The organism is Noviherbaspirillum sp. Root189 (assembly GCF_001428545.1).
Lineage (GTDB): Bacteria > Pseudomonadota > Gammaproteobacteria > Burkholderiales > Burkholderiaceae_D > Noviherbaspirillum.
The window spans coordinates 83,726-95,504 of the sequence record NZ_LMHZ01000031.1; the positions used below are offsets into that span (position 1 = coordinate 83,726).

The 11,779-nt window shown below is 54.0% G+C and carries 8 protein-coding genes and 3 pseudogenes; 6 read left to right on the forward strand and 5 right to left on the reverse strand.

Annotated features, from left to right (window positions below):
• Window positions 1-548: 548 nt before the first annotated feature.
• Window positions 549-974 (reverse strand): response regulator, encoded by a 426-nt coding sequence (locus tag ASE07_RS18150; protein WP_057292233.1) that lies wholly within the window; start codon window positions 972-974, stop codon window positions 549-551.
• 354 nt (window positions 975-1,328) lie between these two features.
• A pseudogene (locus ASE07_RS18160) lies at window positions 1,329-1,532 on the reverse strand (integrase core domain-containing protein); the annotation flags it as partial.
• A gap of 53 nt (window positions 1,533-1,585) precedes the next feature.
• Between ASE07_RS18160 and ASE07_RS30790 the strand changes: the two are divergent.
• The 3 genes from ASE07_RS30790 (at window position 1,586) to ASE07_RS18170 (ending at window position 4,883) form a co-directional block, all read left to right on the forward strand.
• Window positions 1,586-1,825, forward strand: coding sequence for a DUF5372 family protein (locus tag ASE07_RS30790; protein ID WP_082584260.1), 240 nt, complete (start codon window positions 1,586-1,588; stop codon window positions 1,823-1,825).
• Between the two features lie 210 nt (window positions 1,826-2,035).
• The gene (locus ASE07_RS18165; RefSeq protein ID WP_057292236.1) at window positions 2,036-2,497 is read left to right on the forward strand and encodes a helix-turn-helix domain-containing protein; all 462 of its coding nucleotides are present in this window, start codon (window positions 2,036-2,038) and stop codon (window positions 2,495-2,497) included.
• Between the two features lie 304 nt (window positions 2,498-2,801).
• Window positions 2,802-4,883 (forward strand): recombinase family protein, encoded by a 2,082-nt coding sequence (locus ASE07_RS18170; RefSeq protein ID WP_057292237.1) that lies wholly within the window; start codon window positions 2,802-2,804, stop codon window positions 4,881-4,883.
• Window positions 4,884-4,888: 5 nt separating this feature from the next.
• On the opposite strand, the pseudogene ASE07_RS18175 reads toward ASE07_RS18170, so the two are convergent.
• Together ASE07_RS18175 and ASE07_RS30795 are read right to left on the reverse strand one after the other, a co-directional pair.
• Window positions 4,889-5,835 (reverse strand): annotated as a pseudogene (locus tag ASE07_RS18175) (IS3 family transposase); the annotation flags it as partial.
• Window positions 5,836-5,991: 156 nt separating this feature from the next.
• Window positions 5,992-6,234, reverse strand: a pseudogene (locus tag ASE07_RS30795) (IS6 family transposase); the annotation flags it as partial.
• 577 nt (window positions 6,235-6,811) lie between these two features.
• On the opposite strand from ASE07_RS30795, the gene ASE07_RS18190 reads away from it, so the two are divergent.
• The 3 genes from ASE07_RS18190 to ASE07_RS18205 all read left to right on the forward strand — a co-directional run bounded on the left by ASE07_RS18190 (window position 6,812) and on the right by ASE07_RS18205 (window position 11,338).
• Window positions 6,812-8,041: a CaiB/BaiF CoA transferase family protein gene (locus tag ASE07_RS18190; RefSeq protein ID WP_057292240.1), complete on the forward strand. Its 1,230-nt coding sequence runs from the start codon at window positions 6,812-6,814 to the stop codon at window positions 8,039-8,041.
• Window positions 8,042-8,078: 37 nt separating this feature from the next.
• A complete protein-coding gene (locus ASE07_RS18195) occupies window positions 8,079-9,035 on the forward strand; it encodes a Bug family tripartite tricarboxylate transporter substrate binding protein (protein WP_082584261.1) in 957 nt (318 codons plus the stop codon).
• Between the two features lie 626 nt (window positions 9,036-9,661).
• Window positions 9,662-11,338: an electron transfer flavoprotein-ubiquinone oxidoreductase gene (locus tag ASE07_RS18205; protein WP_057292243.1), complete on the forward strand. Its 1,677-nt coding sequence runs from the start codon at window positions 9,662-9,664 to the stop codon at window positions 11,336-11,338.
• Window positions 11,339-11,361: 23 nt separating this feature from the next.
• On the opposite strand, the gene ASE07_RS18210 is transcribed toward ASE07_RS18205, so the two are convergent.
• Window positions 11,362-11,779: transposase (locus ASE07_RS18210; RefSeq protein ID WP_200960972.1), on the reverse strand; the 418-nt coding region annotated here is incomplete at its 5' end.

Sequence of the window (11,779 nt, forward strand, 5' to 3'; positions counted from 1 at the left end):
ACTACGTTGTGCAGTCCGGGTCCGCGGTGTGACAGTGAAATCAGTCCGCGTTCCGGTGTGATAAACCTTGAGCGGCAAATAGAGCCGCACCTTCTCTTCCGAAACCGGGGCGCCAGGTCAAAATCCCTGTACCTCATCACATTCATCTCGGTTTATATGATACCGATCCTCAGACTTTGGACAATACATCGCTGGATCATTATGTCCTCTGCCACAAACAGAGCGCCATGGGTTGCGCAGCAATTCAGATTAACGAGACCGTCGCACTGCTATGCGCTTTGGTTGTTCATCCTGTGACCAAGGGAATAACATGAATCTTCGCTTGCTTTAGGTAGTCGAAGCGTATGCATACAGGCAGGCGCGAGAGAGATCCGGGCGGGCGTATCCGAACACGGGTTTTTAAGCGCGCTCTGCTATCATCGTGAAGCTCTTTGCCAGCGCTTTCCTCTTCTATCTCAGCGCACCGTACCGATCCGGAAAGTCGCGAAAATTGAAGTTTTCTATGCAAGTCTTTCGACGCGGCGGAGGAAGCCTGTTCCGGGTACAGCCTATACGCTAGAGATTTGCCTTTTATTAAGGCTGACAGATGCCTTCTCCATTGGCTGTGAGCGCGCTCCTTTGGCCAGCTGGTAAATGGCGAGCTCGAGCTGGCGCATGTTATAGGGCTTCGGGAGAAGGGCAAATTCGAAGTCCATACGGTCCGCTACCAGAAAGCCGGTTCCGGATGTCAGCAACACTTTAATATGCGGCTGCATGGCCACAGCCTTCGCGGCCAGTTCGAGGCCTGACATGCTAGGCAAGTGAATATCTGCTAGGAGAAGTATGTAATCGTTCTCCACCAGCAATTCCAACGCTTCCTCGGTCGTAGAAACGCTTTGCACCGACATGTTCAGCATCGCAAGCATATCGCTCGTCAGATGCCTTAATGAGAAGTCGCCTTCCACAAGTAAAATCGTTGGTGCATCACGTTTCATTTGATTCTTTACATCCCTGCAAGATGCCTAACCCGATTGAGTAGATACAGGCGATAAAAATCCCTGTTTTGACACTGATCTAAAATATTCCCCAGCATCCACAAATCACCCAACCTTTGCCAATCCTTTTCGGCTTTTCCTTGTGACTAGAATTCCAAACTTCGCCATGACTTCCGTATCGGCGAGCTTTTCGTTAATGATGGCAACCTGCCAGGAGAGGTGGCCCCATTTGGTTGGACACGAATTTGACTTCGTTAAGTGGAGCTTTGCGGATGTAGGGTTATCCACGGCGCCGCTCGCCTCCCGATGCGCAGGGGAAGAGCGTGCGGCGCGGTGGGTAACCTGGCCTGCCATCTACGCCGCCTGTTGCAACGCGGGCAGGTTGGCGAAGTAAAACGCATTCGGCGTGTGGCCGTCAAGCGCGCTGTGCGGCCGCCGGCTGTTGTAGAACTCCAGATAGCGCCCGATGCCACTGCGTGCCGCGCTCATCGTCTCGTAGGCGCGCAGGTACACTTCCTCGTACTTGATCGACTTCCATAGCCGCTCCACGAACACGTTGGAACAAGCAGTCAACTGCGCCTGTTAAGCCCAATCAAATCCGGCGTTTCCGAATAACACATCCCTATCACCCCCTCTTCACACAGGAATTCGAGCTAGTTCTTCACGCGCAAAACTGGCATGAAGACCGGGCTTGGTTTCACGACGCCACAGGTCGTCTGCGCTCCCTCCCAGCCATATGGACTAGCCTGGTGGCCGAGGATCCGTTCAATATGGTGTCTGCCGGACGCGCCGCATTTCGCGTCGAGGAGTTGCTTGAACTGGTGTGTTTGCTTCGTGAAAGTAAGTCATGATTCGGTTTTTCGGGTGCAAACTTGATTATGCCGTAAGTGTTAATGCAATGATGTCCATGGCGCCAAATTGTCTAGGAGCTCCTCGGTCAGTGACGTCGACCGTTTGCCACGTAAAGTCAGATAGATCTTTACACGCGGAGCTTGACATCGGTCCATGCAGGTACATAATTAACATTACACGTACTTGCTTTATCTTCTCTGGAGAAGCGCATGGCTGCAGACCGAGGCAAAGAACAGAAACGACGTGGATTGAAGCAACAATCAACCCTCAATCCTCATCCCGATGCTGTTACCCATGCGCTGTTCCAAGGCAACGATTTCTTCGATCCTCACGACCTGTTGCAGGTGAAGTACGAAATGCTACGTTTGGTCAGCGTCGAGAAGCGGCCGGTCAGCGAAGCCGCCAAGGCATTTGGTTTCTCCCGACCGTCGTTCTATCAAGCGCAAGCGGCCTTTGCACAAGGCGGGTTGGCCGGTCTGATTCCGCAGAAGCCTGGGCCTCGCGGCGGCCACAAATTAACGTCAGCCGTTATGGAATTCCTCGTTCAGGCACGTGTAGCCGAGCCCTCTCTACGCTTCGAACGATTAGCGAGTCTGGTACAAAAGACCTTCGGCGTACAGGTACACCCACGCAGCATCGAACGGCAGTTCTTACGCAAAAAAAAACCGTAATAAATTCTCCCCTGTCATTGCCTGGCAGCGCATCTCGCAACGATGCATTGATCTCGCGTTACGAAGACTTGCGTCGCCAGGTCCTTGAACGCTCACGCTGCACATCCCGCGCTCAGGGGCGTGCGGTCTTGATACGTAGCGGGATGAGGATCTGGATGCAAACCTGGACTCAATGCCCTGTTGAGTTTCCAGCGCCGCCGCGAGCGCCTGTGGGTGATGAAGAAATGCTTCCTTCAGGAATGCGGCAAGATATAACGATGATCTTGGCAGGCATGCTCCTCTATGGTCATCAGGAGTTGAGAGTATGAACAGCGACCCACATCAAAAGGTCCAGATCGGCCACCTTCAGCGTGACGCCTATCTCTATGTGCGCCAGTCGACGTTGAGACAAGTGTTTGAGAATACGGAAAGCACCAAGCGTCAATACGCGCTGCGCCAGCGGGCTATTGCCTTGGGATGGCCTGAGGACAGAATCATTGTGATCGACAATGACCTTGGACAATCAGGCGCTTCATCAGCGGACCGTGAAGGCTTCCAGCGCCTTGTAGCCGAGGTCGGTGTTGGGCATGCCGGGATCGTGCTCGGGCTGGAGGTATCACGTCTAGCGCGCAATTCCACAGACTGGCATCGGCTTCTTGAGATCTGCGCGATTACAGATACGCTCATCCTTGATGAAGATGGCGTTTATGATCCGGCGCACTTCAATGATCGGCTCTTGCTGGGACTGAAGGGGACGATGAGCGAGGCAGAATTGCATGTGCTGAGGGCACGATTGCAGGGGGGAATCCTGAGCAAGGCCAGGCGCGGCGAGTTGGAAATGCGCCCGCCCGTCGGGCTCATCTACAATGCCGAGGGCGCCATCACCCTCGACCCTGATCAACAGGTGCAGCACTGTCTACGTTGGCTGTTCACCACGTTCCGGCGTACCGGATCAGCGATGGCCACGGCGAGAATTGCCCGTCAAGAAGGATTGGCATTCCCGCGCCGGTGCGGCAAGGGAGTTCACAAAGGCGAATTGCTATGGACCGGTCTCGATCACAGCCAGGTACTACGCATCTTGCACAACCCAAGATATGCCGGCGCATTCGTCTATGGCCGCACCCATATGCGCAAAACAGTTGATGGGTCAAGCCATATGCAGCGCCTGCCGCAAGATCAATGGGATACGCTGATTCCGAATGCACACGCTGGATATATCACCTGGGAAGAGTATGAATGGAACCAGAGACGCCTACATGAAAGTGCACAGGCGATCGGTTCCGATCGGCGCCGCGGCCCTCCACGCGAAGGCCCCGCGCTACTGCAGGGATTGGTAGTCTGTGGGCGCTGCGGCGGGCGTATGACGGTTCGCTACCATAGTCGCAACAAACAATTATGTCCTGAATATGTCTGTCAACGCGAAGGCATTGAGCACGCTGAACCCGTCTGCCAACGTGTCTGCGGCGTTGGCATCGACCAAGCCATCGGTGACCTACTCATTGAAGCGGTCAACCCAGTGGCCCTTGAGGTGACACTGGCTGTGCAGCGCGAACTTCAGGCACGCATGGACGAAGCAGAGCGACTGCGTCACAAACAAGTCGAGCGTGCTCAGTATGAAGCCGATTTGGCTCAGCGCCGTTATATGCGCGTTGATCCCGACAATCGACTGGTTGCCGATTCCCTTGAAGCGGACTGGAATCAAAGATTGCGCGTCCTGGCTGAGGCACATGAGGAATATGGGCGTCGCCACGAACAGGATAGGCGCATCCTTACGGACGAACAGCGTACGACCATCCTGGCACTCGCCACAGACTTCCCGCGTCTGTGGCGTGACCCTCGTACGCCAGATCGCGAACGCAAGCGAATGATTCGACTCCTTCTAGAAGATGTGACCTTGAATCGGGATCATCAAATCACCTTGCAGATTCGTTTCAAGGGCGGTGCCCACAAGACGCTTAACCTGCCTCTGCCAATGTCATCCTGGCAAAAAATCGTTACACCTGCAGAAGTAGTCGCTCAAATCGATGAACTGCTTAACCACCATACGTACTTGCAAATTGCGACTATCCTTAATGAGCGAGGTATCGTCTCGGGCGCCGGCAAGCGCTTTAACTCTCATATGATCGCTCGTCTTCAACGTAGCTATGGGCTCAAGTCGCGCTACGATCGATTAAGGGAGACTGGGCTGTTAACGCTTCACGAAATGGCTGATGCGTTGCACCTCTCACCCACTCATGTAAAGATATGGAATCGCCATGGCCTGATTCGTGGACATGCTTACAGTGACAAGAACGAGTGTTTGTATGAACCGCCAGGTAACAATCCGCCACGGAAATCGCTGGGCGTGAAATTCTCCCGGCGGCTTGCCGACTCACGGGTCGTTACTGATCGCACTGGAGAGGTGTAGTATGAAACAAAAGCCTTGTCGCGCCAGCAGCCTTTGCCGTCCATGCTGATGGCGATGTCGTGGTCCTTGAGCAGCTGCGTGAATTCGAGGCTGGTAAACTGACTGCCCTGATCGGTGTTGAAGATTTCCGGCGCGCCGTAGCGCCGGATCGCCTCCTGCACGGCCTCAATGCAGAAATCCGTCGTCAGCGTGTTCGACAGACGCCATGACAGCACGCGTCGGCTGGCCCAGTCCATCACCGCAAACAGGTACACGAAGCCACGCTTCATCGGGATGTACGTGATGTCAGCGGCAAACACCTGGTTGGGCCGACTGATCTCCAGATTGCGCAGCAGGTACGGATAGACCGGATGTGCGGGATGGCGGCGGCTGGTATTGGGCTTCTTGTATAGCGCCTCGATGCTCATCTTCTTCATCAGCGTGGCCACATGCTTGCGGCCGACCTGATGGCCTTCCCGCTTGAGCATGTCGCGCAGCATGCGGCTGCCGGCAATTGGATGCTCCAGATGCAGTTCATCCATGCGGCGCATCAGCGCCAGCTCGGCTTCACTGGCCTCCTGGGGACGGTAGTACGCCGTCGAACGCGCCAGCGACAGAATCTGACATTGCTGCGTCACCGGCAGAGCGTGGGTGCGATCGATCATTTCCTTGCGCTCAGCAATCCCGCTTTGGTGAGCGCGCCGCTTAAAAAATCGATCTCCAATGCCTGCTGTCCGATCTTGGCGTGCAACTCCTTCAGATCCGGCAAGCTCTCTTTCTCGCCGGCCGCAGTGCCGCCGTCAAATACGTCTGCCGCCCGCTCCAGCAACTGCCGCTTCCACTCGGTTACCTGGTTCGGATGGACTTCGTATTGCTGCGCTATCTCGGTCAATGTCTTGTCGCCGCGTAGCGCCGCCAATGCCACCTTGGCCTTGAAACTCCCTGAGTGATTCCGCCTCGTTCTCTTGGTCATGCTGTTGCTCCTGTAATCGGCCTTGCGGCCGAGATTGTGAAGCAAAGCTGCCACTTATCCTACTGTCCGAATTTCTGGGGCCACCTCTGGGATAGCTTTCACGGGCGCTGTCAACTTAACGTCACCGGAGCAAAAAGAGGACTGTCCGACCGTTGCTTAGAATAAGGTAGACGAATGATGGGTGACGCCGGCGAGGTAATGCGAGACGGCGAAGCGTCTGGTCAGCTGAGTGCGATGCTGCACTACGCCCAGATGCTGACGCCTAATCGCAAAATGCTGCCGGATCGGCCCGAAGTTGGACAAAAATTGTTGGGTACGCCCGGGTGTGCGAAAACCCTTCATCCAGCGTTCGCGTTCCCGTGTCGGTTGATGACTATGCTCGGCCCGGTTGTTGACCCTGGTTGCCGCTTTCATGAAGACATGTTTAACCGCCGCGACCGCGCAATTCTCAAATTAAATACAGTACGTTTGACATCTGTAATCATCAAGGCCTCTGTTCATTGAATAAATGTGAACAAAGCTTCAACACAGAAAATCGCTATCGTAGCCCATCTAAAATTGACCCTGCCTCGGTTCTACGTACAGCGTGTCACGCATGTGAACACGTTCATAGCAAAGAGTGGGAAAAGTTAAGAATCAACTTTCGCGACATCCGCCCGACCTGGAGCTATACGATTAAACCAAGACCTTCCTGAATCAATTAATTTGATCAAGTTATTTACCGCTAATTCTTTACCTCTATCCGACGCTATTTCATGGCATCGGTATGTCTATACCAAGAGCAGTAAGACTTGGTGCTTGTCTACGACAAATACAGCCGGGGTCGATTCGTAGTGGCGCATCTTCATTGGTAAGAGCCGGAGTGATGGCGCATAAGCATAGATGGGAGAAAGCCCGATATAACTCAGTTGGCATACGATTTGCATAAACCGTGGCGCAGGGAAAACTGCGAATTATAAACTTTAGGGAGTTAGGAATGCGATCCAGTGAAAAAAACACGCATAAGGATATCGATAAGCGCCCACTTGCTGGAATCCGTGTGCTCGATATGACACGTGTGTTTTCAGGTCCTTGGGGTACGCAAATTCTTGGCGATCTCGGTGCCGACGTTATCAAAATAGAGCAGCCTGGTCGGGGCGATGATCAGCGTCGTCTCGGCCCCCCCTTCCTCCTGGACCGAAGCGGCCAGAAAACCAGCGAATCTAGTTACTATCTTAGCGTAAACCGCAACAAACGTTCAGTCGCTTTAGATATTAAAACACTGGAAGGACAAGAGGCTATCAAAAAACTAGCTGAAAAAAGCGATGTTTTTATCGAGAATTTCAAGGTGGGTAATCTAGCCAAATACGGCCTCGATTATGAAAACCTGGCAAGCATCAATCCGCGCATCATATATTGCTCAATCAGCGGCTTTGGCCAAACTGGACCGCGGAGCCAACAGATGGGTTATGACACCGCAATCCAGGCTATGTGTGGCGTTATGAGCGTAACAGGCAAGCCAGATGAAGAACAAGGTGGTGAGCCGTTGAAGGTCGGGCTTGTTTTATCTGACATGATGGCGGGCACTTATGCAGCGATGGCCATCCAAGCCGCCCTCTATGCACGTGACACACGGGAAGATGCACTCGGTCAATACATTGACATATCGATGTTCGATGCTCAGTTGGCCGCCATGTCACATCAAGCTAGCCATTATTTGGTTTCGGGCCAAATACCCGGTCGGTTTGGTAATGGAGCACCGTCGGTTTCCCCATCAAATGCATTTCGCTGTATGGACGGAAAAATTGTGATTGTTGCAGGAAACGACGATCAATTCCGGCGATTATGCAACGTTCTTGATCTACTCGAATTAGTAGAGGATGAGCGTTACCTAAGTAACAGCATGCGGGTCGTTAATCGCCACTCTCTCCACAAAATAATTGAGGACAAGCTCAGAATTAATACGAAAACCTATTGGTTGAAGATATTGGAAGAGGCGCATCTTGTGGCCGCTCCGATTAATACACTCGATGAAGCGCTTGCGGATCCGCAAGCTCACGCACGAGAGATCGTTCGGCACGTTGAGCATATTAGTGGCGGCACCGTCCCACTTGTTACATCGCCGATGCGTCTGTCGCGCACTCCGCTTGACCGGTATGCAGCGCCGCCAACTTGCGGCCAGCATACCGCAGAGGTGCTTGAAGAATTACTCGGAATATCTCGATAAAGCCAATAATAATCTTATCCTTTAATAGGAGACAAAAGTGATAATACGTTCCATCTTGCCGATAATTTTTGCCTGTATGATGCCACTCGCTTCTTTTGCACAAGGTGTCCCGACCAGGATAATAGTGCCGTTTGCTGCTGGTGGTGCCACAGACGCAGTTGCACGAGGATTGGCCGCACGCTTGGCAGACAGCTGGAATCAAACGGTGATTGTTGAGAACAGACCGGGTGCAGCAGGAACTATAGGTTCACGTCATGTCGCCTCATCTCCGCCAGATGGGCGAACATTATTGATTGTTGCAAGCGGCCATGCGATCAATGAGTTGGTGCATGAAAAGCTGCCCTATAAGACGCTGGATGACTTTACGCCTATTGCACAAGTTGTCGATGTGCCGAATGTATTGCTGGTGCCGAAGGATAGTCCGTATAAAAACGTTATGGAACTGGTATCAGCCTCCAAAGAGAATCCTCGCGTTTTGTCGTATGGTACCTCCGGTGTAGGAACCTCTGTTCACCTGGCCGGCGAACTGCTTAAAGCCATGACCGGTGCAAGTATGGAGGTAATATTTTTCAAGGGAGATTCAGAGTCCCTCATCAATGTCGTCGGCGGGCATATCCCCGTTAGCATAAACACTGTTCCGGGAGCCAAAAAGCAGATTGACGGCGGCAATGTGCGAGCACTTGGCGTGACATCAAGGCAACGCGTGCCAAGTTTGGGAAACATTCCGACAATCGCTGAGTCAGGAGTATCGGGCTATGAGGTCAGCACTTGGTTCGGTATTCTTGGACCCAAAGGCATGAATCCAGAATCGGTAAGGCGTATAAACGCTGACATCCATACTGCCATGGCTTCCCCGAATTTCGCTAAACAATTGACCGATATGGGAATGATTATCAAAGTCGGCACACCTTCTGATTTTGATGATTTAATCCGTAGTGAGATCAACAAATGGCGACCTATAGTCAAGCGCTTGGACTTGCGTGGAAAGAATTAACCGGACGTCGTCTGATCGCATGTCGTTTAACGGCGGAGACTCAAGCAGCGATGCCAACGCGTTGCTCTTGCTTTGCGCTGGCGAACAAATTAATTTGCTCTGTGCCGTCGCCGGTCACCGCCGGGCCTTCAATCCTGTAGTGCTGAAAATTGCCAGTTAAAAGCGTAAATACTGCGTGATTCGTCACTCCAATTACAGAGCTAGTATTATCGGAAAATAACTCGTCCTACCGCCCGGCGATTAAACTTCATTGATGAGACAGGCTGCAATATTGTCATGACGTGCCGCTACGATCGTACGGAGCCTAGGCAGGATTTGCTACTTAAGGACGCAGTACCTGTACGCCAGAACGTGCATAGCGTAGAGCGGCGCGTCGAAGTCATGTTGGAAATTTGGGCCACGTTTGTCAACAACACCGAAGACGTATTTTGTTGTGAGCAATATTCCACGCAGGTCTAGAGGCAGTGGTCGTAGCGAACATGTCACTCGCGTCATGGTCTAGTGGCATTTTAAAGGATGGACAAAGTTGTTCAATGCATTATGTGAACGCACTTAGTTCTTAAACACACTTCGATTCACTTTCGACGTGCAGAGTAACTTACTATCAAATACTGCTTTTATTCTTTATGACCATCGGTTTAAACCTTATAGAACAATACGGCCCGCGCGAAGCGATGGAATACCATGTCGTCATTGTCGGCGGCGGTCCGGCCGGGCTGTCGGCCGCCATTCGCCTCAAGCAGCTGGCCGCCGAACAAGGCCGCGAAGTGTCGGTCTGCGTGTTGGAAAAAGGCAGTGAAGTCGGCGCCCATATCCTGTCGGGCGCCGTCATGGACCCGATCGCCATCAATGAACTGTTCCCCAACTGGAAGGAACTCGGCGCGCCACTCCATACCCCGGTCAGCGAAGACCGCTTCCTGTTCCTGAGCGAAACCAAGGCCACCAAAACCCCCGGCTGGATGCTGCCGGCCTGCTTCCAGAACCATGGCAACTATGTGATCTCGCTGGCCAATGTGGTGCGCTGGCTGGGCCAGCAGGCCGAAGCCCTGGGCGTGGAAATCTTCCCCGGCTTCCCGGCGGCCGAAGTGCTGTACACCGACGACGGTGCGGTCAAGGGCGTGGCCACCGGCAACATGGGCGTGGACCGCCATGGCAATCCCACCGACGCCTTCCAGCTGGGCATGGAACTGCATGCCAAGTACACCTTCTTTGCCGAAGGCGCGCGCGGCCATCTGGGCAAGCAACTGATGACCAGGTACCACCTCAACAAGGACAGCGACCCGCAAACCTATGCCATCGGTATCAAGGAACTGTGGGAAATCGATCCGAAGATGCATCAGCCCGGCCTGGTGATCCACACCGCTGGCTGGCCGCTGGATGCCGATACCTATGGCGGCTCGTTCCTGTATCACCTGGAAAACAACCAGGTCGCGGTCGGCTACGTGGTTGGCCTGGCGTACCAGAACCCGTACCTGTCGCCGTACGAGGAATTCCAGCGCTACAAGACGCATCCGGCCATCCGCACGTTCTTTGAAGGCGGCAAGCGCATTTCCTACGGTGCCCGGGCATTGGTGGCCGGCGGCCTGCAGTCGCTGCCCAAATTCACCTTCCCGGGCGGGGCGCTGATCGGCTGCGATGCCGGCTTTTTGAATGCGGCGCGCATCAAGGGCAGCCATGCGGCGATGAAGACTGGCATGCTGGCCGCTGAAGCGGCGTTTGCGGCGCTGGGGCAAGCGCGCCAGCAGGATGAATTGACGGCGTATGCGGACGGCTTCAAGGCATCGTGGCTGCATGAAGAGTTGCACAAGGCGCGCAACTTCAAGCCGTTCATGGCCCGCGGCTTGTACACCGGCACGCTGATGGTGGGGATCGATCAGGTGCTGTTTCGCGGCAAGGCGCCGTGGACCTTGCGCCACAAGCATGCCGACCATGAATGCCTGCGTCCGGCCTCGGAATTCCAGCCTATTCAGTACCCGAAGCCGGATGGCAAGCTGACCTTTGACCGCCTGTCGTCGGTGTTCATTTCCAACACCAACCATGCCGAAGAGCAGCCGGTGCACCTGACGCTGGAGTCGTCACGAATTCCGGTGGAAATTAACTTGAAGCGCTTTGCCGGTCCAGAGCAGCGCTACTGCCCGGCGGGCGTGTACGAATTCGTCAGGGAAGAGTCGGGTGAGGACCGTCTACAGATCAATGCGCAGAACTGTGTGCATTGCAAGACCTGCGACATCAAGGATCCAACCCAGAATATTGTCTGGGTCACGCCCGAGGGCGGCGGCGGTCCCAACTATCCCAATATGTAATGTTCACTAATACCAATCCCAAGTCATAACATACCGTCGTTGGTAGCCAGGTTGGCCCAGGTACGCGTGCATAGTGAACGGATCGCACCGGGTATTTGGGTGAAGGCGTTCCAGGCATCGCAGCAGACATCGACGATCTGCTCATAGCGGTCGTCACACCGATTAGCCAAGCTGCGGTCACGCAACTGCTGCCATACTTGCTCAGTCGGATTCAGTTCCGGCGAGCCGGTAGGAAGCGGCAACAGCGTTAAGTTGGGCAAGCACGGCAGCTTTGTGGTCGTATGCCAGCCGGCCCGGTCAAGTAGCACGACTGCGTGGCGCCCCTCGGGAACGGCGGCACTGATTGAAGTAGCCCCCTGATTCTCCGGACCATCGGTATTCCTTAAAATTGCAACTAGGAATACTGCTATGGATATGCCTATGCCTTCGGGAAGAAGTCGG

What these genes read in the sequence shown, in the direction of transcription:
- ASE07_RS18150 (WP_057292233.1), bottom strand. Translation starts at nt 974, where the DNA reads ATGAAACGTGATGCACCAACGATTTTACTTGTGGAAGGCGACTTCTCA.
- ASE07_RS18165 (WP_057292236.1), top strand. Translation starts at nt 2,036, where the DNA reads ATGGCTGCAGACCGAGGCAAAGAACAGAAACGACGTGGATTGAAGCAA.
- ASE07_RS18170 (WP_057292237.1), top strand. Translation starts at nt 2,802, where the DNA reads ATGAACAGCGACCCACATCAAAAGGTCCAGATCGGCCACCTTCAGCGT.
- ASE07_RS18190 (WP_057292240.1), top strand. Translation starts at nt 6,812, where the DNA reads ATGCGATCCAGTGAAAAAAACACGCATAAGGATATCGATAAGCGCCCA.
- ASE07_RS18205 (WP_057292243.1), top strand. Translation starts at nt 9,662, where the DNA reads ATGACCATCGGTTTAAACCTTATAGAACAATACGGCCCGCGCGAAGCG.